Here is a 23,753-nt window from a genome sequence, read left to right on the forward strand (position 1 = left end):
TCCTTGGGCGGCCGCGGAGGTCCCTTGCCCGGTCGGCGCCGAGGTTCGTGCCGGGCCCGCGGTGCGCGAACCCTACTCCCCGGTCACGGTGTGCGGAGTGCAACTTCCCTGCTCTCTCGTCCCGCCCGCCGCAGGCGGAACTGCGCCACGCCTGAGAATGTGACAAGTTGCCGTATGACGGGGAAGACTGCACCGCGTGACGTCCCGGAATCCGCGTGACCGTGATGCCGATATCCCTGCCGCCCGTGTGGCCCGGCTGCCCCGCCCGAAGGGGCAGGTGCGCCGGACGCCGCCGGCTGATCTGCCCGGACCGGGCAGCCTCGCGCCCCCGGCGCGGCGTCTGCTCGCCGACGCGGTGCGCGTCGCCCGCTGGGCGGGCGAACTCGCCGCGGTGGACCGGCGCGGGGACCTGCTGCCGACCGATGCCGCGGAGGCGGCGACGGCGCTGGACCTGACCGTGGACCAGGCCCTTGCGGCCTGGGAGCGGGCGCGGCTGACCGGGCTGGTCGAGCTGCGGGGCGCCGGGGCGGGCCCCGGCTGGCGGCTGCACGCCTGGGCGCACGACGACGAGGCGGTGCTGCGCGGCTGGGCCGCGCTGTTCGACGCGTGGACGCTGCTGGTCTCCGTCCCGGACCGGGCGCTGACCCGGCTCGCCGGACAGGCCGTGGACCACGCGCCGCAACTGCTCTCCTTCCTGCACCTGGTGGACGCCCCGGTCGCCGAGACCGAGCTGCTGGAGCTGCTGCGCCGCGGCCTGGAGGAGCAGTGGCACGCCGGTCTGCACCCGACCGCAGCCACCCCGGTGCCGCACGCCGCCCTCGCCGTCTCCGCCGTCCGCGCCGACGCGCGGGACGGCGAGGCGGGCCAACCCCCCTCGCAGGGCGAGATCGTGGCCGTGCTGCGGTGGATGCTGGACGGCTTCAGAGCCGTCGGGGCCGTGGTCCGCAGAACCGGACAGCAGGATGTCGAGGACAGCTTCGAGCTGACCCCGCTCGGCCACTGGGCGGTCCGCGCCAAGCTGGAGGAGATCTGCACCGTCGCGCAGACCGCCGCCGGTCACATCGAGCAGTCCGCCCACGAGCTGCTGGCCGCCTGCGCCGGCTACTCGCCCGGGCCGGCCCGCGCCGAGTACCGGGCCTGGCTGGCGGCGCGTCAGGTGGACCGCGCCGTCGCCGACCTGCTGGACGTGGCCCGCGGTGAGGACGCGCTGCTGCGCGGCCTCGCCTTCGAGGCGCTGCGCGTCGCCGGGCAGTCGGCCGAGCCGTCCGTGCGGCAGGCCGTCGAGGAGGCGATGCTGCGCCCGTACGCGCTGCTGTGGCTGGCCGAGCACAGCGACGAGGGCGTGCTGCCCGCGGACGTGCTGGGCAAGCAGGACGCCGCCTGGCTCTGGGTCGACACGGGCGCGGCGGTGCTGGAGCACGGCGACACCGGGATGCTGGTCCGCCACGTGCAGGGGGCGGCCGACGGCGACCCCGGGCGCCTCTTCGCACTCGCGCGCCAGGTGGGTCACCCGCGCGCCGGGCATGTCCTGGCCGCCGTGGCGTCCGCGCACCCCGATCCTGGAGTGGCGAGGGCCGCCCGGCGCAGCGCGTTCAGCGTGCACGACGGCGGCGCCTGACCACCGGCCCGACGGCCGGCATGACGACCGGCCCGACGATGGTCGGGTCGCGACCCGGAGAGGGGCCGACGGTGGACCAGGACGGAGTGTCGCGCGGGCCGGGCTCGTCGCGTGGGCCGCAGAGGCCACGCGTGCCGGAGGCGCCGCACGACCAGTCACGCGAGGAGGCCCGCGCGGAGGCGCGACTGACCGCCGCGCGGCTCAGCGACGAGGGCGTCGTCGCGCTCGCCCTCACCTGGATCGACAACGCGGGCGTCGCCCGGGTCAAGGGCCTGCCGCTGCGGCGGCTGCCGGAGGCCGCGGTGGAGGGGGTCGGCATGTCGCCGGTCTTCGACGTCTTCCTGGTCGACGACGCGATCACCAGCAGCCGCCACCTGGGCGGCCCCGACGGCGATCTGAGGCTCTTCCCGGCGCTGGACCGGGCCGTCGCGCTGGCGGCCCAGCCCGGCTGGGCTTTCGTGCCCGCCGACCGCTACCGGCAGGACGGTCTGCCGCACCCCGCCTGCCAGCGCGCCTTCGCGGCGCGGACCGTCGAGCGCGCCGAGGAGCGCGGGATCACCTTCCGCGCCGCGTTCGAGACCGAGTGGATCGTCCAGCGCGCCGAGGACGGCTCCTACCCGACCGACGGCCCCGCCTACGGCCTGCACCGGATCACCGACTGCTCCGACTACCTGCGCGATGTGCTGCTGGCACTGGAGGCCGCCGGGCTGACCGTCCTCCAGGTCCACCCCGAGTACTCGCCGGGGCAGTTCGAGGTCTCCGTCGCCGCGGGGGACCCGCTCGGCGCGGCGGACGACGCGGTGCTGGTCCGCACCACGATCCGCGGGGTCTCCGCGCAGCACGGCCTGCGCGCGTCCTTCGCCCCGGCGTTCGAGCCCGGCGGCGTCGGCAACGGCGGCCATCTGCATCTCAGCGCCTGGCGCGACGGACGCAACCTGCTGGCCGCAGCGGAGCCCTCCGGGGACGGCGCGGCGTTCCTGGCCGGGGTGCTGCGGGAGCTGCCCGCGCTGCTGGCGCTCGGCGCGCCCAGCCCCGCGAGCTACCTGCGGCTGGTTCCCTCGCACTGGGCCGGCTGCTTCCAGTGCTGGGGCGTGGAGAACCGCGAGGCTGCGCTGCGGCTCGTCCAGGGCGGGGACGAGCAGGCCAACGTCGAGGTCAAGTGCTTCGATCTGGCGGCCAACCCGTATCTCGCCGTGGGCGGCGTGATCGCGGCGGGTCTCGCGGGCCTGGAGGCCGGGGCGACGCTGCCCGAACCCGTCCAGGGGGATCCGGCCCTGCTGCCACCGGAGCGCAGGCCCGCCCGTCTGCCCACCACCCTCGACGAGACCCTGACGGCCTTCCGCGCCTCCACCGTCCTCCGCGACGCCCTCGGCGACGTCCTCTTCGAGGCGATCGCCTCCGTCCGCGCCGCCGAGAGCGCGGCCTACGGCACGCGTCAACCCGAGGACGTCGTCGCCGCCACGAAGTGGCGCTACTGATGTGCCCGGCCGAGCCGCCCGTGGTCGCCCATCAGGCACGATCCGGTGTGCCCCGGCTGCCGGGACGGCCTGTGCTGGTCGATCAGCACTGTCACAGCGTGGTCGGGGCCGAGCTCGGGGCGGGGGCGTTCGCTTCGCTGCTCAGTGAGTCGGACCGGCCGCCAGCGGTGGGGGCGACACCGTGGGACTCGGCTGTCGGGCTGGCCGTGAGGCGGTGGTGTGCGCCGGAGTTGGGGCTGGAGCCGTTCGCGTCCGTCGAGGCGTACCTGGAGCGCAGGCGGGAGCTCGGGGTCGCCGAGGCGACCCGGCGGCTGCTGCGGGCGGCGGGGCTCGGCGTCTGCCTCGTGGACACGGGGCTGACGGAGGCCGCCGGAGTGCCGCTCCTCTCCCCCGAGGAGCTCGGCGGCCTCGCGCACGCGGACGTGCGCGAGATCGTGCGGATCGAGCGGGTCGCCGAGCAGGCCGCGCCGCCCGGCACGGGCGCGCACGCGTGGGCCGCGACCGTCGGCGCCGCGCTGAGGCGGGCCGCCGGGCGCGCGGTGGGGCTCAAGTCCGTGGTGGCGTACCGCTGCGGGCTGGACTTCGAGCCGAGGCGGCCCGCCCCCGCCGAGGTCGCCAACGCCGCGGCGCTGCACCTGGCGTCCGGCGGCGGGCGGCTCACGCACCCGGTGCTGCTGCGCCATCTGCTCTGGGAGGCGCTGGAGCTGGGTCTGCCGCTCCAACTGCACACCGGCTTCGGCGATCCGGACCTGGTGCTGCACCGCAGCGACCCGTCGCTGCTGACCGGTTTCATCAGGGCCGCCGAGCCTTTCGGCACGCCGCTGGTGCTGCTGCACGGCTGGCCCTACCACCGCCAGGCCGCCTGGCTCGCCCAGGCGTTCCCGCACGTGTACTGCGACCTCGGGCTGACCCTCACCTACGTCGGCACCGCGGCACGCCGCGTCCTCGCGGAGACGCTCGAACTCGCGCCGTTCCACAAGCTGTTGTTCTCCACCGACGCCTACGGCCTGCCCGAGCTCTACCTGGTGGGCGTGGCGGCCTTCGCCGACGCGCTCGACGCCTGGCTCGCCGAGGCCGTGCCGGTCCCGGCCGAGGCGGCCCGGATCGCCGCGCTCGTCGGCGGCGGGAACGCCCGCAGACTGTACGGACTTTCTTGAACGCGCTGGAACGTCCCATTTGAAGCTGAATTGATATCCCGTCACTTCATCACCCGGCATAACGGTTGGGTAACCCGTCGTTCCTTCCCGTAGCTGCCACCCCCGTGAGTGTGGTCGAGTCCCTTGCGGCCTGTACGCAGGCCGGCACGGCGCAACGAACCGGTGGACATCCACACTTCCGGGGAGGACCCGTTGACGATCCCGCACCACGGCCGCAGGCGCCTTGTCCTGCTCGCCACCGCCACCGCCGCAGCAGGCGCGCTGGCGGCCACGACTCCCGCGATCGGCATGCCGGTCCACCACGTGCACCCCGTGAGCGGCGGTGTGCACGCCCAGGTGAGCACCGGCGGCGACGGTGACGGCGGGGAGGAGTCGGACGAGATAGCCGAGGGCGCCGACCAGCGCGCCGAGGAGCGCAACTCCCCGGGCGTCGTGCAGCCGGGAGCGTACGGCGCGGCCTGGGCGGCGATGGAGAACCTCCAACGCACCGGCGGCGACTGGCGCCAGGTGACCCGGCTCCCGTACAACTCGGACGACCCGCGCTACCGCGACTACAACTCCAACTCGACCGCCGGCATGGGCCTGGTGACCGGCCGCGCCGCGGCCGTCGCCGCGGACAGCCACGGCGACGTGTACGAGGGTGCGGCCGGCGGCGGCGTGTGGCGCTCGACCAGCGGTGGCGGCCACTGGCAGTCCATCAGCGACCGGCTGCCCGCGCAGGCGACCGGCGCGCTCACCCTGGACGGCAGGGGCCGGCTCTGGCTCGGCACCGGTGAGGCGACCACCAACGCGGACGCCTACCTCGGCAGCGGCGTCTACGTGCTGGACGACCCCTCCCGCGGCAGCTTCTCCCCGCGTGAGCGCGTCGGTGGCGACGAGCTGCAGAGCAGCAGCATCCACGAGCTGCGCATCTCGGGCGACAAGATCTGGGCGGCCACCACCGAGGGCCTGTGGTCGCACTCGGTCACCAACCTCCGTGGGCCGTGGAAGCTGGAGTTCGCGCCGAACCCCGACTACCTGCCGGGCCACTCCCTGGCCGGCGACTCCAACGCCGCCTACGAGAACATCGTCAGCGACATCGCGTTCGACCCGGCCGACCCGAACCACGTGCTGGCGGCGATCGGCTGGCGCTCGGGCGCGCTGCCCAACGGCTCCGACTACGGCGGCTACTACAGCAACACCGGCGGCACCTGGCAGCGCGTCACCTCCGGGCTCGGCGACCTGCCGACGGACGCCGACGACGTGGGTGCGGTCACCTTCGCCGCCTCCGCTGACCACCAGCGCTACTACGCCCTCACCCAGTCGCCGAACTCGCTGAACGCGGGCGCCGGGCTGGGCGGCATCTACGTCTCCAAGTCGGGCTCGCCGTTCGGCCCCTGGACCAAGCTGGCGGACGCCTCCTCGCTGGCCGGGTCCGGATCGGTGCTGGACAGCCCCGGGAACCAGTCCTGGTACGACGAGTCGCTGATCGTGGACCCGAAGGACCACGACCACGTCTACGCGGGCCTGGAGGAGGTCTTCGAGACCAAGGACGGCGGTGCCACCTGGACCACCCCCGGCCCGTACTGGAACTTCCCGCTGTCCTGCTGGAGCCTGGACCCGAACGCGCAGAGCGGCACCTGCCCGCAGACCACGCACCCGGACCAGCACGGCCTGGCCATCGGCAGCATGAACGGCCAGAGCTACGTCTTCGCCGCCAACGACGGCGGCCTGTACAAGCGTCCGGTGGACGGGCAGGCCAACTCCCTCGGCCACGCCACCGACTGGACCTCGCTCAACGACGGCACCATCGACACCCTGCAGTTCTACTCGGTCGGCGTCGGCGCCGACCCGGCGGGCAAGGGCGAGGTCGTCACCGGCGGTCTGCAGGACAACGGCCAGTCGGTGCTGCGGGGTTACGGATCCAGGGCCGTCGACACGGTGATGGGCTCCAACTTCGGCGGCGACGGCGGCATGACGCTGGTCGACCCGACCAACGGCTGCAACGAGGCCCAGGAGTACGTCTACCTGGAGATCAACGTCACCCAGGACTGCGCCGCCAACAACGGCCTGGGTGCGCCGACCACCTACGACGTGCCGCCGCCGGACAACGCCACCTCCGCGGCGCGCTTCATCGCGCCGCTGGCGACCGACCTGAAGAACCCGAACCTGTGGGTCGCGGGCGGCCAGCACGTCTGGGTGCAGAACCAGGGCTTCGCCATCCGCTCGTCCTCGGCCTGGACCAGCGCCTTCGACCTGGGCGCCGGGCACGTGGCGACGGCGGTCGCCTCCTCCGGCGGCAAGGTCTACGCGGCCTGGTGCGGCCCGTGCAACAGCCAGGGCTTCACGCACGGCGTGGCCGTCGGCAACGCGGACGGCACCGGCTGGCAGCAGCTCGCCCTGCCGGCGAACCTGCCGAACCGCTACATCAGCGACATCGCCGTCGACCCGGCGGACAGCTCGCACGCCTACCTGACCTTCAGCGGCTTCTCCCGCGACTGGAACGAGGGTCCGGGCTCGGGCGTCGGCCACGTCTTCGAGACCCACGACTCGGGCGCGACCTGGACGGACGTCTCGGCCAACCTGCCGGACGTCCCGGTCGACTCGATCGCGCTGACCCCGGCCGGAGGCCTGCTCGTCGGCACGGACCTCGGTGCGGTCTACCGCGCCCCGGGCCGCAGCCAGTGGCGCGCGATCGCCGAACTCCCGGCGGTCTCGGTCGACCAGATCCTGCTCGGCCCCGACGGCCGCGTCTACGCGGCCACCCACGGGCGCGGCATCTACGCGATCGACCTGCGCGACCTCGGCCGCGGCTGAACCCCCGGCGCGCCCACGCGGCCCGCGTCCGCCTTTGGCGGACGGGGGCCGCGCGGTTTCCGGTAGCGTCGAAGCACCCTGTCGCCTGCCCCGGGAGGCTCCCGTGCCGCAGATCCTCGTCGACCACTCCGCCGAACTCGCTTTCGACCGCAGGGCTTTCGCCAAGGACCTGCACCCGCTCATCGCCGAGGTGATCGACGCCAGGATCTCCGAGTGCAAGACGGTCTTCCGTCCGGCCCCCGAGTCCTTCGTCGGCGACGGCTCCGCCGGGCACCCCGTGGTCCTGCTGGAGATCAAGCTCCTCTCCGGTCGCAGCGCCGACCTCCGCGCGGACCTGTCCGCCCGCGTCCTCGCCCTGCTCCAGGCCCATGTGACCGTTCCGGCCTCGCTGGCGGTCGAGATCACCGAACTCGACCGCGCCACCTACCGCTCCGTCCACCCGGTCGGTGCGTAGCAGCCCGCAGGCGGTCGAGAGCGGCCCCCGAGGGCGCTCACGGAAGGAGATCCGCACCCTTGACCGCATACGAGCTGCGCCCGGTCGGGCATGTCGAGTCCGTCCTGGCCGACCGGGCGGGGGCGCCGCGCCAGCCCGACGAGGGGGCGCCCGACGCCTGGCTGGTCTTCGACGACGTGTACGCCGCCGCCCTGGACGGGCTGGCGGCGGGCATGGACGTGCTGCTGCTCACCTGGCTCGACCGTGCGGACCGCGACACGCTGGCCGTGCGCCCGCGCGGGGACGCCGCGCGGCCGCTCACCGGCGTCTTCGCCACGCGCGCGCCCGACCGGCCCAACCCGATCGGTCTGCACGACGTGCACGTCCTCGCCGTCGAGGGCACGCGGGTCCACGTCCGCAACCTCGAAGCGATCGACGGGACGCCGATCCTGGACGTCAAGCCGCTGCTCACCAGGGATCGCTGAGCAGGTCGCCGGAGCCGGAATTTATCTGAGTAGTCAGATGTTATGAGGGGCGGAAGCGCGGAGATTCCGTCGCTCATGACATGGAGGCGCAGCTCATGGCCAAGATCGCCGTTCTCGGAGCCAAGGGTGCCATCGGGTCCCGGGTCGTTGCCGAGGCCCTGCTCCGGGGCCACGAGGTCACCGCCGTCGTACGGGACCCCGCCGCCTACCGCCCGGAGGACGGCGTCGCCGCCGTCCTCGCCGGGGACGCACTCGACCCCGCGTCCGTCGCGAAGATCGCCGCCGGGCAGGACGTACTGGTCAGCGCCGTCGGCGGCGGTGACGGCCCGGGGCACGCCGCACTCATCGAGCCTGCGGCGCAGGCGCTCGTCGAGGGCCTGCGCGGGCTGGGCACGGGCGCGCCGCGCCTGATCGCCGTCGGCGGGGCCGGCAGCCTGGAGACCGCGCCCGGTGTGCGGGTCTGGGACGCGCCCGGCCTGCCGGACTGGCTGCTGCAGATCATGCACGCCCACGGCGACGCGCAGGCGTACTACAACACCGTCGACGACGTCACCTGGACCGTGCTCAGCCCTGCCGCGCTCATACAGCCCGGCGAGCGCACCGGCGCTTACCGCACCGGCACGGAGCAGCTGGTCGTGGACTCCGCGGGCGAGAGCCACATCAGCACCGAGGACTACGCGGTCGCCCTCGTCGACGAGATCGAGCGGCCCGCCCACCTCGGTCGTCGCTTCACCGTCGGCCGATAGTCACCGACCCGGACTCGCCCCGGAGGGTAGTCGGCGACGAACGGGCGGTAACGTTTGCACGATCCCCTGGGGAAGGAGCCGCACGATGACCGCTGCCAGCATCAGCATCCAGACCGCCGCCGACGCCGTCGCCGACGAACGCGTCCAGGCGTTCGGGGTTCTGCTGACGGCGGCCGCAAGGTTGGAGCGACTGCTCGGGGCGGCGATGGAACGCGAGAGCGGCATCTCGCACGCGATGTTCGAGGTGCTGCTCCGGCTCGCCGCCGCGCCCGAGGGCGCGACCATGGGGGACCTGTCCCGTGACGCCGTCCTCACCAGCGGTGGGGCGACCCGCCTGGTGGACCGGATGGTCGAGGCAGGCCTGGTGCTGCGCGAGCGCTCCCGGACGGACCGCCGGATCCAGATCGTCACCATCACGCCGCTCGGCGAGCGCAAGCTCGCCGAGGCGGCGCGCCGACATGCCGCCGCCATCGACGAGCACGTCTTCGAGGTCCTGAAGCCGGAGCAGCTCGCCGCCACCATCGCGGGCCTGGACGAGCTCGGCCGCCACGCCCAGGAGGCGCTGCCCCCGCTGGGGTGAGCGGGCGGCTCCGCCCTGCGGGGGCGGCGAGTGAGGCTTCCGCGCCCGTCGTCGGCCCGGGCGGGCTCGGCGCCCTGCCCTGCGCTGCTCCCGCTGGTTCGAGCGGGAGGTCGCGCCCGCTGCGGACGTCTAGAGCCGGAGGCCCGGCCCGGGCGGCTCGGCGCCCCGGTCTGCGCTGCTCTCGCTGGTTCGAGCGGGAGGTCGCGCCCGCTGCGGACGTCTAGAGCCGGAGGCCCGGCCCGGGCGGCTCGGCGCCCCGGTCTGCGCTGCTCCCGCTAGTTCGAGCGGGAGGTCGCGCCCGCTGCGGAACGTCGAGAGCCGGACGCCCGGCCCGGGCGAGTGAAGGCCTTGGAACGCCGGTGACCGCCGTCCGCGAAGCGGAGGCGGTCACCGGCGGCCTGCCGAGGGGTCAGACGCGGCCCTCGGCCGGGAGCGGCGCGTCGGGCGTGACCGGCTCGCTCGCGGCGTCCGTCGCCGCGGCCTGCGGCAGGCGCTGCTCGCGGCGGGTGACCAGGTAGAGGGCGCTGACGGCCAGCAGCGCGGCGGCCGCGTAGGCGATGTCGCGGTAGAAGACCGCGGTGATGAGGGCCGAGCCGGTCGCCATGCCGAGGGCCTGGCCGCACGTCGTCAGGAAGATGTCCGCGCCGGACACGCGGCCCAGCAGCTCCTTGGGAGTGGTGAGCTGAACCGCGGTCATGGAGCCGACGATGATGCACGGCAGGGCGAAGCCCATGCACAGGGCGCCGAGCAGGACGACCGCCGTCAGCGGAGCCGCGAAGGCGAGCGCTCCGGCGCCGCAGAGGGCGAGACCGAGGGCGGTCAGCCGCCCGGGGCCGAGGGGCTTGATCAGCGAGCCGACCAGCAGTCCGCCGACGATGCCGGAGACGCCCATCACCGTCACCAGCACGCCCATCCACGTCGGGGCGCGGTGCAGGCCGACGGTCACCACCGCGAAGCCCAGGGTCTCGAACATGCCCGCTACGAACAGTCCGACGAAGAGCGTGGTGCTGAGCTGCCGCAGCGACGGGGTCCGCAGCAGGAACCGGAAGCCGGCGGTGGTCTGCCCGCGACGGCTGACGCCGTCGGCCGCCGGACGCGGGTCGTCGACCTTGACGAAGGCCCAGCACAGCAGGCCCGCCGCGAACGAGGCGGCGTCGATCCCGGCCACCGCGCCGCCGCCGAAGGCGGTCAGCAGACCGATGCCCAGAGCGGGCGTGATCAGCCGCTGGCCCTGCGTCAGCGCCTGCGACAGCCCGTTGGCGGCGGCGAGCTGCTCCGGCTCCACCATGGCGGGCAGCAGGGCCGTCATCGCGGAGTCGGTGAGCGAGACGGCCAGGCCGTTGACGAACATGACGGCATATATCAGCCATACGTCGTCCGGACCGTGCACCTGGGTGAGCGCGAGCACCGCCAGACCGGTCACGGCGTTGGTCGCCATCAGCAGCGGCTTGCGCCGCGTCCTGTCCACGACGTATCCGGTGACGGGGGAGAGCAGCGTCCCCAGGATCAGGCTGAGCATGCACAGGCCCGCCTGGGCGGTCGACCCGGTGAGCTCCTTCACCCACACGCCCGAGGCGAGCCAGAGGGCGTAGTCGCCGATGGTGCTGAGGGTGTTGCCGAGGAAGTACAGGCGCATGCGGGGTTGCGAGAGCAGGGTGCGCATGGGTGGGTGATCCCCTCCGGGAGACATGGGCAGGGCATGGGCATGACAGACAGACCCTCGCCGGGAGACGGGGTTGGTGCTGGACGTTCGGCGGAGCGCTCGGCTCTCCGGTGCTTACTCCGGTTCTGACTCCGGTGCTGACTCGGGCTCGAGGGCGAAGGGGATGTTCGAGACGACGACCTCGAACGGCACCGTGCCCTCCGGCCTGGCGGCCGGATCCTCGATCCGGTCCTGGTAGCGCAGCAGGATGGCGACGATCTCGTCCTTGACCTGCGCCATCTCCTCAGGGGTGACGAAGAGCAGCGCCTGCCCCTCGCCGGTCGCCCGGCGGACGGTCTCGGGGTACTGGTCGCGCGTCGCCTGGTACCGGCGCCGCCGCTCGTCCCAGCGCTCGCTGAACACCGCGGTCAGGGCGCGGGCTGCCTGCGCGACGTTCGGGTCCTCGTCGTTCTCGTCGATGCTCATCCCGGCGCCGTCCAGCCGCCAGGGCCGCTCGCGGCCCACGCCGCCCTCGGCCTGGGTGACGTAGCCGTGCGAGGCGAGCGTCCGCAGGTGGTACGAGGCGTTCGAGGCGTTCCCGCCGATGATCTCGGCGGCCTCCGTCGCGGTGAGCGTCCCGCGCAGCGCCAGGGCCTCCAGCAACGCGATCCGTGCGGGGTGCGCCAGGGCCCGGAGGCTCCGCGGATCGCGGACGGACCGGAGGGGAGGGTTCGGCTCGGTGCGGCTCATGGGTTGAGCGTAGCGAGTCGGCACGCCAATGGAAAGACTTCTTTCGAAAGAAGTCTTTCCATTGCGTTCCGCCGGTCTCAGCTCAGGACGAAGCAGCCCCGCGTCTCCAGGGCGGCCAGCAGCTCCGGAGCGGGCTCCACTCCGGTCCAGCGCAGGTCGAGCTTCTCCAGGGCGGGCAGCTCGGCGATCCACCCCGGCGGGGCGGTGAGGCGGTTGCCGCGAAGGTCGAGGTGGCGCAGCCGCGGGAGCCCCCGCAGGGCCCCGGGCACGGCGTCCAGGCGGTTGTCCCGCAGCTCCAGCACCCGCAGCTCGCGCAGCGCGCGGAACGAGTCCGGCAGCGCGGTCAGCGCGTTGCCGCGCAGGTGCAGCTCCCGCAGTCGCCCCAGCTCGCCGACCGCGTCGGGGAGCGCCGTCAGCCCGCAGTCCTGCGCCCGCAGCTCGACCAGCCCGGCCATCCGCCCGACCGCCTCCGGCAGCGCGCCGAGCGGGTTCTCGCCGACGTTGAGGTACCGCAGGGCGGTGAGCCGCCCGAGCGCCTCCGGCAGCGCGGTCAGTCGGTTGTCGTGCAGGTACAGGCAGTCGGACAGCCCACCGAGCAGCCCGAGCTCCTCGGGCACGGACGTGAGTGCGTTGTGTCCCAGGTCCAGCACCCGCAGCCGCCGCAGCGCACCGATCCGCGCCGGGAGCGAGCCGATCCCGGTGTCCGCGAGGATCAGCACCTGCACGTCGGGATCGGCCCACACCTCCTCCGGGACCTCGTCGAGCCGCTGCCGCCAGAGGTTGATCGTGCGCGTCATCCGGGCCTCCTCGGCGCCGTCACCGGAACGGGAGCATGCGCGAGGGCGCCCGACCGTCGTACGGTCGGGCGCCCTCGTGATGGCGGAACGTGTTCGCTCAGTGCGTCGCGCTGCGCGCCTCCGCGCGCTTGGCGCGGACGTCGCCGACCTTGCGGCGGATGACCATGAGCGGGGCCATCAGGGCCAGGGTGACCTGGAGCGAGGCGCCGATCTGGAGCAGCGTCGCACCGCCCGGCAGACCCGTCGCCCAGGCGGCGAGGCAGCCCATGGAGACGACGATCCACACCAGCGTGGCCGTGGCCAGCTTGCCCTGTGGCTTCGGGTACTCGACCTGGCTGACCATCAGCGCCGAGACCGCGACGATGCCGACCGCGCCCAGCACGAACTGCGGGTTCAGCAGCACGATGGAGATCACCGTCAGCGCGCCCATCGGCGAGGGCATGCCCTGGAAGACGCCGGGACGGGCGGCCGTGCAGGAGAAGCGTGCCAGGCGCAGTACGACGGCCAGCAGCACCATGATCGCGATGCCCGCGCTGACGCGCTGGTGCGCGCCGCCGGCGGTCATGCCCCAGACCACGACGAAGTAGGCCGGCGCGATGCCGAAGCTGATCAGGTCGGCCAGGTTGTCCAGCTCCGCGCCCAGCGCGGACGAGCGCAGCTTGCGCGCCACCAGCCCGTCGAACAGGTCGCACATGGAGCCGATCAGCAGCAGCGTGACCGCGGCCGCGGCGCTGCGGCGGTCGCCGCTCGTCGCCACACCGGTGAGGTGCGGGATGAGGACGCCCGTCGTGGTGCAGTAGATCGCCAGGAAGCCGCAGACGGCGTTGCCCAGGGTGAACAGGTCGGCCGTGGAGAGGTGCTGCGGGGACAGCGGGCGGCGCAGCTCGCGGTCGCGGGCCCAGCGCAGCCGGCGCGCGACGCGCTCCTGCTCCTCGTCGTCCTGTTCGGCGTAGCCCTGCTCGAACCGCTCGGGGTCAGTCACGGTCAAGGCGAGTCACCCCTGCCGTCGTCTTCTGTCCCACCTCGACGCCGGGCTGGACGCCCGCAGGGAGGTAGGTGTCCACGCGCGAGCCGAAGCGGATCAGGCCGACCCGCTCGCCGCGCTGGACCTTGGTGCCGCTGGTGACGTAGGGGACGATGCGGCGGGCCACCGCGCCCGCGATCTGCACCATCTCGATGTCGCCGAGCTCGGTGTCGAAGTGCCAGACGACGCGCTCGTTGCGGTCGCTGTCCTTGTTGAACGCCGGCACGTAGCCGCCGGGGACGTGCTCCACGGAGCGCACCACGCCGTCCAGCGGGGCGCGGTTGACGTGCACGTTGAGCGGGCTCATGAAGATCGCCACACGGGTGCGGCCGTCCGGCCAGGCGTCGATGCTCTGGACCACGCCGTCGGCCGGGGAGATCACCCGGCCGGCGCCGAGCTCACGCTCGGGGTCGCGGAAGAACCAGAGCATGCCCGCGCTCAGCGCGGAGGCCGGCACCGCGGCCAGTGCCCATCTGCCGTTGCGCCGGGTGAGGGCGGTGCATGCGGCGGCCGTGAGCACGGTGGGGACGAGCCAAGGGGACGCTCCGCGGGCCAGGGTCACGCGCGGCCGGGGGGCGTCGGTCGGATGGGACGGACGAAGGGGCATCGAAGACCTTTGTCGCGACCGACAAGGTCGCGGTGTCGAGGGGTTCGGGGACGGCTGCGGCCTTGATGACACTTGGCCGTCCGAGGGGATGCTATCGGCAGCGGGTGGTGCCGAAGCAAGCTCCGGGAACCCTAGTGGGGTGCTCCCGCGTTTCTCTCGGCTTTCTCTTGCTCCGCCAAGGTAAGCCGCTTGAGCGGCCAGGTCCAAGGGTTGTAGGCGAACGGTGACAAACCCCTCAGATCATTGGCCAGTTCATCGGCCTTTCTTGGCCTCCTCTTGGCGCCGGGGAAAGTTGGTCACTACAAGGAAGCAGGGGCGTGGACCATTTCGATCCACGCCCCCGTGCTGCCAAGTGCGCCATGCTCCCCAGCCTGCGCTCCCGGCAAGTCTGGACTACTCGGCGAGCTTGTACTCCTCCAGCAGGCGGCGACCCACGATCATCTTCTGGATCTCCGCAGTACCTTCACCGATGAGCAGCATCGGGGCCTCGCGGTAGAGGCGCTCGATCTCGTACTCCTTGGAGAAGCCGTAGCCGCCGTGGATCCGGAAGGAGTCCTCGACGACCTCCTTGCAGTACTCCGAGGCCAGGTACTTGGCCATGCCGGCCTCGAGGTCGTTGCGCTGGCCGGAATCCTTCTTGCGCGCGGCCATCACCATCATCTGGTGCGCGGCCTCGACCTTGGTCGCCATCTCGGCCAGCTTGAACTGGATGGCCTGGTGCTCGGCGATCTTCTTGCCGAAGGTCTGGCGCTGCTGGGCGTAGCGGATGCCCAGCTCGAAGGCGCGCTGCGCGACGCCGCAGCCGCGGGCGGCGACGTTGACGCGGCCGACCTCGACGCCGTCCATCATCTGGTAGAAACCGCGGCCCGGGACGCCGCCCAGGATGCGGTCGGCGGGCAGCCTGACGTCCTCGAGCACCAGCTCGGTGGTGTCGACGCCCTTGTAGCCCATCTTCTCGATCTTGCCGGGGACGGTCAGGCCCTTGACCGTCTCGTTCGGGCCGAAGCCCGGCGTCTTCTCGATCAGGAAGGTGGTGAGGTTCTTGTAGGGGGAGGAGTGGCCCTCGTCCGTCTTGACCAGGCAGGCGATCACGGAGGACGTGCCGCCGTTGGTCAGCCACATCTTCTGGCCGTTGAGGACGTAGAACTCGCCGCTCTCGTCCTTGACGCCCTTGGTGGAGATCGCGGAGACGTCGGAGCCGAGGCCCGGCTCGGACATGGAGAAGGCGCCGCGGATCTCGCCGATGGCCATGCGCGGCAGGAAGTAGTCCTTCTGCTCCTGCGTGCCGTGGGCGTTGATCATGTAGGCCACGATGAAGTGGGTGTTGATGATGCCGGACACCGACATCCAGCCGCGGGCGATCTCCTCCACGGTCAGGGCGTAGGTGAGCAGCGACTCGCCGAGGCCGCCGTACTCCTCCGGGATCATCAGGCCGAAGATCCCCATCTCCTTGAGGCCCTCGACGATGTCGGTGGGGTACTCGTCGCGGTGCTCCAGCTCGGTGGCGACCGGAATGATCTCCTTGTCGACAAAGCTGCGAACGGTCGCGAGGATCTCCTGCTGGATCTCGTTGAGACCTTCGGTCTGGGCGAGGCGTCCCATGGGTCGTGTCCTTCTCTTCTGTCCGAGCGCCCCACGGGCGTGGCATACACCGTGGAGCGCTCGAGCACTGTGGGGAGGGTTACGGCTGCTCGCGCAGCTCGGGGCGACCGGGCTGGTCGCCGCCGCGCTCCTTGAGGTACTGCTCGGTGGGGACCATCACCTTGCGGCGGAAGACGCAGACGAGCGTCCCGTCCTGGTTGTAGCCCTTGGTCTCGACGTACACGATGCCGCGGTCGGGCTTCGAGGTCATCTTCTTGTCGAGGACCTCGGTCTGGCCGTAGATGGTGTCGCCGTGGAAGGTCGGCGCGACGTGCTTGAGCGACTCGATCTCCAGGTTGGCCAGGGCCTTGCCGGAGACGTCCTCCACGCTCATGCCGAGCAGCAGCGAGTAGATGTAGTTGCCGACCACGACGTTCTTGCCCTGCACGGTGGTGGTCGCGTAGTTCGCGTCCATGTGCAGCGGGTGGTGGTTCATGGTCAGCAGACAGAAGAGGTGGTCGTCGTACTCGGTGACGGTCTTTCCTGGCCAGTGCTTGTAGACCGCGCCGACCTCGAACTCCTCGTAGGTGCGTCCGAACTGCATGCTCTACTCCGGGATCTCGAACTTGGTGGTGCGCTGCATGCCGGCGGCGCGTCCCTTGCCCGCGATGACCAGGGCCATCTTGCGGGAGGCCTCGTCGATCATCTCGTCGCCGAGCATCGCGGAGCCCTTCTTGCCGCCCGCCTCGGAGGTGCACCAGTCGTAGGCGTCCAGGATCAGCTCGGCGTGGTCGTAGTCCTCCTGGGAGGGGGAGAAGACCTCGTTGGCGGCGTCGACCTGGCCGGGGTGCAGCACCCACTTGCCGTCGAAGCCCAGCGCGGCGGAGCGGCCGGCGACCTCGCGGTAGCCGTCGACGTTCTTGATCTGCAGGTAGGGGCCGTCGATGGCCTGCAGGTCGTTGGCGCGGGCGGCCATCAGGATGCGCATCAGGATGTAGTGGTAGGCGTCCGCCGGGTAGCCGGGCGGCTGCTCGCCGACGACGAGGGACTTCATGTTGATCGAGGCCATGAAGTCGGCCGGGCCGAAGATGATGGTCTCCAGCCGCGGCGAGGCCTGGGCGATCTCGTCGACGTTGATCAGACCACGCGCGTTCTCGATCTGCGCCTCGATGCCGATCTTGCCGACCTCGAAGCCCATGGTCTTCTCGATCTGCGTCAGCAGCAGGTCCAGCGCGACGATCTGCTGGGCGTCCTGGACCTTGGGCAGCATGATGCAGTCCAGGTTCTGGCCCGCGCCCTCGACGACGGTGACGACGTCACGGTAGGTCCAGTGCGTGGTCCAGTCGTTGACGCGGACCACGCGGGTCTTGCCGGTCCAGTCGCCGTTGTTCAGGAACTCGACGATGGTGTGGCGGGCGCCCTCCTTGGCCAGCGGCGCGCAGGCGTCCTCCAGGTCCAGGAAGACCTGGTCGGCGGGGAGGCCCTGGGCCTTCTCCAGGAAGCGCGGGTTGGAGCCCGGGACAGCCAGGCAGGAACGGCGCGGACGCAAGCGGTTCACAGTGCTCATGAGGCGAGGGTCTCTTCCTTGATGTCCGTGGTGGTGAAGATCGGGTCCAGGCCGTTGGCCAGACGGATCTCGTCGACGATACGGCCGATGATCGCGGTGATCCCGAAGTCCTTCGGAGTGAACACCGCCGCCACGCCCTGGGCAAGCAGGGCCTGCTCGTCCGCGGCCGGGATGATCCCGCCGACGACGACCGGCATGTCCTCCACCCCGGCGCGTCGCAGCCGGTGGAGCACGTCCGGCACCAGCTCGGCGTGGGCGCCCGAGAGGATCGACAGGCCGACGCAGTGGACGTCCTCGGCGATGGCCGCGGCCGTGATCTGCTCAGGCGTCAACCGGATGCCTTGGTAGACGACCTCGAAGCCGGCGTCGCGGGCCCGGACGGCGATCTGCTCGGCGCCGTTGGAGTGACCGTCCAGGCCGGGCTTGCCGACCAGCAGCCGGAGCTTGCCACTCCCGAGCTCCTCGGCCGTGCGGGCGACCGCCTCACGCACCGTCAGGAGTTCGGAACCGCTCTCCGGGTCGATCACGCCGGTGATCGGCGCGCCGCCGACGCCCGTGGGCGCGCGGTACTCGCCGAAGACGTCGCGCAGCGCCTCGGCCCACTCGCCGGTGGTGACGCCCGCACGGACGCAGTCCAGGGTGGCGGCCATCAGGTTGGCGTCGGTGGCGGCCTGCGCCTTGAGCTCGGCCAGCGCCGCCTGCGCGGCGGCCTCGTCCCGCTCGGCCACCCAGCTCGCGAAGGCCTCGGCGACGGCGCGCTCGGCGTCCCCGTCCACGACCATGATCGCGGTGTCCAGGTCGGCCGTCAGCGGGCTCGGCTCGGTGGTCTCGTAGCAGTTGACGCCGACGACCTTGTCCTCGCCCGACTCGATCCGCCCGCGGCGCTCGGCGTGCGAGGCCACCAGCGCGGCCTTGAGGTAGCCGGACTCGACGGCGGCCACGGCCCCGCCCATCTCCTGCACCTTGGCGATCTCCGCCTCGGCGCCCTCGACCAGCTCGGCGACCTTGCCCTCGACCACGACGCTGCCGGTGAACAGGTCCCCGTACTCCAGCAGGTCCGACTCGAAGGCCAGCACCTGCTGGATCCGCAGAGACCACTGCTGGTCCCAGGGCCGGGGCAGGCCCAGCGCCTCGTTCCAGGCCGGCAGCTGCACGGCCCGGGCCCGCGCGTCCTTCGACAGCGTCACCGCGAGCATCTCCAGCACGATGCGCTGGACGTTGTTCTCCGGCTGCGCCTCGGTAAGGCCGAGCGAGTTCACCTGGACGCCGTAACGGAATCGCCGCTGCTTGGGGTCGGTGACGCCGTAACGCTCCAGCGTCACCTTCTCCCACAGCTGCGAGAAGGCCCGCAGCTTGCACATCTCCTCGACGAAGCGGACGCCCGCGTTGACGAAGAAGGAGATCCGGCCGACCACCTCGCCCATCTGGTTCGGCTTGACCTGGCCGCTGTCGCGGACCGCGTCGAGCACGGCGATGGCCGTGCACATCGCGAAGGCCAGCTCCTGCACCGGCGTGGCCCCGGCCTCCTGCAGGTGGTAGCTGCAGATGTTGATCGGGTTCCACTTGGGGATGTTGGCGACCGTGTACGCGATCATGTCGGTGGTCAGCCGAATGGAGGGCCCGGGCGGGAAGACGTGCGTCCCGCGCGACAGGTACTCCTTGATGATGTCGTTCTGGGTGGTCCCGGTCAGCTTGGCGATGTCCGCGCCCTGTTCCTCGGCGACCACCTGGTACATCGCCAGCAGCCACATGGCCGTGGCGTTGATGGTCATCGAGGTGTTGGTGCGCTCCAGCGGGATGCCCTCGAAGAGGGTCCGCATGTCGCCCACGTGGCTGACCGGGACCCCGACCCGCCCGACCTCGCCGCGGGCGAGGACGTGGTCGGGGTTGTAGCCGGTCTGTGTCGGCAGGTCGAAGGCGACGGAGAGGCCCGTCTGACCCTTCGCCAGGTTCTTCCGGTACAGCTCGTTCGAGGCGGCCGCGGAGGAGTGCCCCGCGTAGGTCCGCATCAGCCAGGGCCGGTCCCGATGGACAGTCATCTTCGTCTGCTCTCCGACTACTCGACTCGAACCGACTACTCGCCGCGGAAGCGGTTGATGGCGGTCAGGTGCTTGGCGCGCAGCTCGTGGTCCGTGACACCGAGGCCCTCCTCGGGCGCCAGGCACAGGACGCCGACCTTGCCCTGGTGCTTGTTGTGGTGGACGTCCAGCGACGCCTGACCGGTCTCGGCGAGGGAGTAGGTCTTGGACAGGGTCGGGTGGATCTTGCCCTTGGCGATCAGGCGGTTGGCCTCCCACGCCTCGCGGTAGTTGGCGAAGTGCGAGCCGACGATGCGCTTGAGCGACATCCACAGGTAGCGGTTGTCGTACTGGTGCATGTAGCCGGAGGTGGAGGCGCAGGTGACGATGGTGCCGCCCTTGCGGGTGACGTAGACCGAGGCGCCGAAGGTCTCGCGGCCCGGGTGCTCGAAGACGATGTCGACGTCCTCACCGCCCGTCAGCTCGCGGATCTTTCCGCCGAAGCGCTTCCACTCGCGCGGGTCCTGGTTCTGCTCGTCCTTCCAGAACCTGTAGCCCTCGGCGCTGCGGTCGATGATCGCCTCGGCGCCCATGGCCTCGCAGATCTTGGCCTTGGCCTCGCTGGAGACCACGCAGATCGGGTTGGCGCCGCCGGCCAGGGCGTACTGGGTGGCGTAGGAGCCGAGACCGCCGCTGGCGCCCCAGATCAGCACGTTGTCGCCCTGCTTCATGCCGGCGCCGTTGCGGGAGACCAGCTGGCGGTAGGCGGTGGAGTTGACCAGGCCCGGCGACGCCGCCTCCTCCCAGGTGAGGTGCTTCGGCTTGGGCATCAGCTGGTTGGACTTGACCAGCGCGACCTCCGCGAGACCGCCGTAGTTGGTCTCGAAGCCCCAGATGCGCTGCTCGGGGTCCAGCATCGTGTCGTTGTGGCCGTCGGCGCTCTCCAGCTCGACGCTGAGACAGTGGGCGACCACCTGGTCGCCGGGCTTCCAGGCGTGCACGCCCGGCCCGGTCCGCAGCACGACACCGGCCAGGTCGGAGCCCAGGACGTGGTACGGCTGGTCGTGGCGGGCGGCTTCGGGGCTGAGGCGGCCATAGCGCTCCAGGAAGGAGAAGGTGGAGACCGGCTCGTAGATCGAGCTCCACACGGTGTTGTAGTTGACCGCGCTGGCCATCACGGCGACCAGGGCCTCGCCCGGGCCGAGCTCCGGCAGGGCGATCTCGTCCAGGTGCAGGGACTTGCGCGGGTCCTTGTCGCGGCTCTCAAGGCCGGCGAACATCTCCTGCTCGTCCTTGTGGAGCGTGATCGCGCGGTAGGACTCCGGGAGCTCCAGCGCCGCGTAATCAGCGGCGGTGGTGTCCGGGTTCTGGATCGCGGCGAGAATTTCCTTCATGGCTGCCATGGCTGCCTCCGGCGGCGGCGTACCTGCGTGAGGGGTGCAGGGTGCGTCAGTGGGACGGGGGGCGGTCTTCGGTGTGGCCGGGAGCGGACGCCGGCTACGTCAGTCGCGGGGTGCTGTCGAGCTGTTGCTTGGGACTGCGGCCTGCGCAGGGGTGGCGCGCGGGCGGGAGGTCGAGGCGCGCCGGGTGGGGAGCCGCGGCGCCGCGACCAGTGGGTAACAACGTACTGGCACCCTGTGCCACTCGTAAAGACACTGCGTGCCACCAATTGCATCCAGTGTCACGTGAGCGTCATCACCTTGCAACACGACACAGCAGCCCCTCGCCGGACCTGGCGAGGGGCTGCTGTGCGTGGGTGCTGTGTGGCCGGTGTGACCTGCGGTTATGCCTCGTTCTGGCCGGTCAGGGCGGCGCGGATGCCGGCCATGACCTCGTCCAGCGGCGCGTCTGCGCGGGCCACGGTGATGACGTAGTCGCCACCATTGGCGGCACTGGGTGCCAGCTGGAGTGCCGGGCGTTCGCCGCGGCGGGTGGAGAGGTCGCCCCAGAACGTCCGCCGGATCGCCTCGAAGGCGTGGTCCAGCTGCGCCTCCACCTCGCCCCGGCCGCCGGCCCGCAGCCAGCGGCGCAGCACGTGGTTGTGGGCCGCGACGACGGCTGCGGCCGAGACCTCGGCCAGCATCGCGTCGTCGCCCTGGTCGGTGTCGAAGCGACCGAGCAGGTAGCGCGTGAACAACCGCTCGTAGCGGGCGACCACGGCGATCTCCCGTTCGCGCAGCGTCGGCACCTGGCGGATCAGCCGGTAGCGCGCCACCGAGACCGAGGGGGTCGCCGCGTACATCCGCAGCACCTCCTTGATGCCCCGGCAGACCACGTCCAGCGGATGCTCGCTCGGGTCGGCGCTGGCCAGCAGGTCGGCGACGCGGACCAGGGTGTCGTCGTGGTCCGGGAAGATCGCCTCCTCCTTGGACCGGAAGTACCGGAAGAAGGTGCGCCGGGCCACGCCCGCCGCCGCGGCGATCTGGTCGACCGTCGTCTCCTCGTAGCCCTGGGAGGCGAACAGCTCCATGGCCGCAGCGGCCAGCTCCTGGCGCATCAGCTGGCGTTGGGCCGTCGCCCGGCGGCCGGGGCCGCCGTTCGTGCCGGACGTCCCCGCGTCGCTCGCGGCGCCGTCCAGGCCCGCCTGCTCCAGCAGCTGCTCTTCCGTGGTCATGACCGGAAGGCTACCTGGCCTCATCGACGCGCGTGGTCGCGGAAGCCGCGGCCGGTCTTGCGGCCCAGGCAGCCCGCGGTCACCAGGTGCTCCAGCAGCGGCGCAGGCGCCAGGCCCGGCTCGCGGAACTCGGCGTGCAGCACCTTCTCGATCGTCAGCGAGACGTCCAGGCCGACCACGTCCAGCAGCTCGAACGGGCCCATCGGGTAGCCGCAGCCGAGCTTCATGGCGGTGTCGACGTCGTCGACCGAGGCGTAGTGCTCCTCGATCATCCGCACGGCGTCGTTGAGGTAGGGGAAGAGCAGCGCGTTGACGATGAAGCCGGCCCGGTCGCCGCACTCCACCGGGTGCTTGCGGACCTTGCCGCACAGGTCGAGCACGGTCGCGGTGACGTCCTCGGCGGTCAGGACGGTGGAGACCACCTCGACCAGCTTCATGGCCGGGGCCGGGTTGAAGAAGTGCATGCCGATGACGTCCTGGGGACGGCTGGTGGCCGTCGCGCACTGGATCACCGGGAGCGAGGAGGTGGTCGTCGCCAGCACCGCGCCCGGCTTGCAGATCTTGTCGAGGGCGGCGAACAGCTCGCGCTTGACGTTCAGGTCCTCGGCGACGGCCTCCATGGCCAGGTCGACGCTGTGGAGGTCCTCGTAGCTGCCGCTCGGGGTGACCCGGGCCAGCGCCGCGTCGCGGTCCTCCTCGGACAGGCGGCCCTTGCCGACCATGCGGTCCAGCGACTTCTGGATCGCGGCCTTGGCCTTGTCCGCCTTCTCCTGGCTGCGGGCGACGATCGTGACGTCGTAGCCCGCCTTGGCGAAGACCTCCGCGATGCCGGTCGCCATCGTGCCGGAGCCGCAGACGCCGACGCTGCGCACCTCGCGTCCGGCGACGCGGAGCTTGGCCGCGGCGCCCGGGTCGGCGACGACCTCGGAGGAGCCGGGGGCGGCGTAGGTGTAGAAGCCACGGCCCGTCTTGCGGCCCAGCAGCCCGGCGGAGGCCAGCTGACCGAGGATCGGCGCGGGCGCGTGGAGGCGGTCGTGCGACTGCGCGTACATCGCCTCCAGCACGGTCTTGGCGGTGTCGACGCCGATCAGGTCGAGCAGGGCCAGCGGGCCCATCGGCAGACCGCAGCCGAAGCGCATGGCGGCGTCGATGTCCTCGCGGCTGGCGTAGCGCGACTCGAACATCGCGGCGGCCTGGTTGAGGTAGGCGAAGAGCAGGCCGTTGACGATGAACCCGGCCCGGTCCCCGGCCGCGACCGGCGACTTGCCGAGCGAGCGGGCGAACTCCGCCGCGTCGTCCGCCGCCTGCGGCCCGGTCAGCACCGTGCGGACCACCTCCACCAGCTGCATCACCGGCGCGGGGTTGAAGAAGTGCAGCCCGAGGACCCGCTCCGGGCGGCCGGTCGCGGCCGCGATCCGGGTGACGGACAGGGCCGTGGTGCCGGTCGCGAGGACGGTCTCCGGCGGGCAGATCTTGTCCAGCTCGGCGAAGAGCTCGCGCTTGAGCTCAAGCTGCTCCGGAAGCTCCTCGATGACCAGCTGCGCCTCGGCGGCGGCGGCCAGCTCGTCGGTCACCCGGATCCGGCCGAGCAGCTCCGTGCGCTCCTCCTCGGTGAGACGGCCGCGCCGCACCGAGTGTGCGGTGGCCTCCTCGATCCGGGCGCGGGCGGCGTGCGCGTCGGCGGCGGTGGCCTCGATGCCGATCACCTGACGGCCGCTGCGGGCCGTGATCTCGGCGATTCCGGCGCCCATGGTGCCGAGGCCGACGACGGCGACGGTAGGGAAGGGACTGGTCATGGCGTGACTCCTGGGAAGCAGGGAGTACGCCGCGGTCGTTCCGCTCCGACGCGGCGGCGATGAG

20 protein-coding genes are annotated in these 23,753 nt (G+C 71.9%); 8 read left to right on the top strand and 12 right to left on the bottom strand.

The annotated features are described in order from the left end of the window. The first annotated feature begins 277 nt into the window (after nucleotides 1-277). The 8 genes from TR49_RS01250 to TR49_RS01285 all read left to right on the top strand — a co-directional run bounded on the left by TR49_RS01250 (nucleotide 278) and on the right by TR49_RS01285 (nucleotide 9,293). Nucleotides 278-1,618 carry a hypothetical protein gene (locus tag TR49_RS01250; RefSeq protein WP_042376359.1) on the top strand — a complete coding sequence of 447 codons (1,341 nt, stop codon included), beginning with the start codon at nucleotides 278-280 and terminating at the stop codon, nucleotides 1,616-1,618. 131 nt (nucleotides 1,619-1,749) lie between these two features. Then, complete coding sequence (locus TR49_RS01255) at nucleotides 1,750-3,096, top strand: type I glutamate--ammonia ligase (RefSeq protein ID WP_042376093.1); 1,347 nt, start codon at nucleotides 1,750-1,752, stop codon at nucleotides 3,094-3,096. A 230-nt stretch (nucleotides 3,097-3,326) separates the two neighbouring features. Beyond that, the gene (locus tag TR49_RS01260; protein WP_236653160.1) at nucleotides 3,327-4,253 is read left to right on the top strand and encodes an amidohydrolase family protein; all 927 of its coding nucleotides are present in this window, start codon (nucleotides 3,327-3,329) and stop codon (nucleotides 4,251-4,253) included. A gap of 192 nt (nucleotides 4,254-4,445) precedes the next feature. Then, nucleotides 4,446-7,049, top strand: a complete 2,604-nt coding sequence (locus TR49_RS01265) for a glycosyl hydrolase (RefSeq protein ID WP_042376362.1) — start codon at nucleotides 4,446-4,448, stop codon at nucleotides 7,047-7,049. Nucleotides 7,050-7,152: 103 nt separating this feature from the next. Beyond that, nucleotides 7,153-7,503 carry a 5-carboxymethyl-2-hydroxymuconate Delta-isomerase gene (locus TR49_RS01270; RefSeq protein WP_042376095.1) on the top strand — a complete coding sequence of 117 codons (351 nt, stop codon included), beginning with the start codon at nucleotides 7,153-7,155 and terminating at the stop codon, nucleotides 7,501-7,503. Between the two features lie 59 nt (nucleotides 7,504-7,562). Beyond that, nucleotides 7,563-7,967: a tRNA (N6-threonylcarbamoyladenosine(37)-N6)-methyltransferase TrmO gene (gene tsaA, locus TR49_RS01275; RefSeq protein WP_042376097.1), complete on the top strand. Its 405-nt coding sequence runs from the start codon at nucleotides 7,563-7,565 to the stop codon at nucleotides 7,965-7,967. Nucleotides 7,968-8,062: 95 nt separating this feature from the next. Next, nucleotides 8,063-8,713 carry an NAD(P)-dependent oxidoreductase gene (locus TR49_RS01280; protein ID WP_042376368.1) on the top strand — a complete coding sequence of 217 codons (651 nt, stop codon included), beginning with the start codon at nucleotides 8,063-8,065 and terminating at the stop codon, nucleotides 8,711-8,713. Nucleotides 8,714-8,798: 85 nt separating this feature from the next. Beyond that, nucleotides 8,799-9,293, top strand: a complete 495-nt coding sequence (locus TR49_RS01285; protein ID WP_052433855.1) for a MarR family winged helix-turn-helix transcriptional regulator — start codon at nucleotides 8,799-8,801, stop codon at nucleotides 9,291-9,293. A 409-nt stretch (nucleotides 9,294-9,702) separates the two neighbouring features. On the opposite strand, the gene TR49_RS01290 is transcribed toward TR49_RS01285, so the two are convergent. From TR49_RS01290 to TR49_RS01345, 12 genes are all read right to left on the bottom strand, one after another. Next, nucleotides 9,703-10,956: an MFS transporter gene (locus TR49_RS01290; protein WP_052433857.1), complete on the bottom strand. Its 1,254-nt coding sequence runs from the start codon at nucleotides 10,954-10,956 to the stop codon at nucleotides 9,703-9,705. 114 nt (nucleotides 10,957-11,070) lie between these two features. Next, complete coding sequence (locus tag TR49_RS01295; RefSeq protein WP_042376098.1) at nucleotides 11,071-11,685, bottom strand: ArsR/SmtB family transcription factor; 615 nt, start codon at nucleotides 11,683-11,685, stop codon at nucleotides 11,071-11,073. Between the two features lie 77 nt (nucleotides 11,686-11,762). Continuing rightward, nucleotides 11,763-12,482, bottom strand: a complete 720-nt coding sequence (locus TR49_RS01300) for a leucine-rich repeat domain-containing protein (RefSeq protein WP_174501533.1) — start codon at nucleotides 12,480-12,482, stop codon at nucleotides 11,763-11,765. A 97-nt stretch (nucleotides 12,483-12,579) separates the two neighbouring features. After that, nucleotides 12,580-13,470 carry a CDP-diacylglycerol--serine O-phosphatidyltransferase gene (pssA, locus tag TR49_RS01305; RefSeq protein ID WP_063769996.1) on the bottom strand — a complete coding sequence of 297 codons (891 nt, stop codon included), beginning with the start codon at nucleotides 13,468-13,470 and terminating at the stop codon, nucleotides 12,580-12,582. Then, nucleotides 13,457-14,113, bottom strand: coding sequence for a phosphatidylserine decarboxylase (locus TR49_RS01310; protein ID WP_042374382.1), 657 nt, complete (start codon nucleotides 14,111-14,113; stop codon nucleotides 13,457-13,459). The genes pssA and TR49_RS01310 overlap by 14 nt, the downstream gene beginning before the upstream one ends. Before the next feature lie 393 nt (nucleotides 14,114-14,506). After that, nucleotides 14,507-15,715, bottom strand: a complete 1,209-nt coding sequence (locus TR49_RS01315; protein ID WP_042376100.1) for an acyl-CoA dehydrogenase family protein — start codon at nucleotides 15,713-15,715, stop codon at nucleotides 14,507-14,509. A 79-nt stretch (nucleotides 15,716-15,794) separates the two neighbouring features. Next, a complete protein-coding gene (locus TR49_RS01320) occupies nucleotides 15,795-16,298 on the bottom strand; it encodes a MaoC family dehydratase (protein WP_042374384.1) in 504 nt (167 codons plus the stop codon). A gap of 3 nt (nucleotides 16,299-16,301) precedes the next feature. After that, the gene (locus tag TR49_RS01325; RefSeq protein ID WP_042376102.1) at nucleotides 16,302-17,261 is read right to left on the bottom strand and encodes an HpcH/HpaI aldolase/citrate lyase family protein; all 960 of its coding nucleotides are present in this window, start codon (nucleotides 17,259-17,261) and stop codon (nucleotides 16,302-16,304) included. Further along, a complete protein-coding gene (locus tag TR49_RS01330) occupies nucleotides 17,258-19,300 on the bottom strand; it encodes a protein meaA (protein ID WP_084724437.1) in 2,043 nt (680 codons plus the stop codon). The genes TR49_RS01325 and TR49_RS01330 overlap by 4 nt, the downstream gene beginning before the upstream one ends. A 35-nt stretch (nucleotides 19,301-19,335) precedes the next feature. Continuing rightward, nucleotides 19,336-20,673 carry a crotonyl-CoA carboxylase/reductase gene (ccrA, locus tag TR49_RS01335; RefSeq protein WP_042376385.1) on the bottom strand — a complete coding sequence of 446 codons (1,338 nt, stop codon included), beginning with the start codon at nucleotides 20,671-20,673 and terminating at the stop codon, nucleotides 19,336-19,338. Nucleotides 20,674-21,062: 389 nt separating this feature from the next. After that, nucleotides 21,063-21,893 (bottom strand): TetR family transcriptional regulator, encoded by an 831-nt coding sequence (locus TR49_RS01340; protein WP_084724438.1) that lies wholly within the window; start codon nucleotides 21,891-21,893, stop codon nucleotides 21,063-21,065. 20 nt (nucleotides 21,894-21,913) lie between these two features. Further along, nucleotides 21,914-23,689: a 3-hydroxyacyl-CoA dehydrogenase family protein gene (locus tag TR49_RS01345; RefSeq protein WP_042376107.1), complete on the bottom strand. Its 1,776-nt coding sequence runs from the start codon at nucleotides 23,687-23,689 to the stop codon at nucleotides 21,914-21,916. Nucleotides 23,690-23,753: the final 64 nt, after the last annotated feature.

Source organism: Streptacidiphilus melanogenes (genome assembly GCF_000787835.1).
GTDB lineage: Bacteria > Actinomycetota > Actinomycetes > Streptomycetales > Streptomycetaceae > Streptacidiphilus > Streptacidiphilus melanogenes.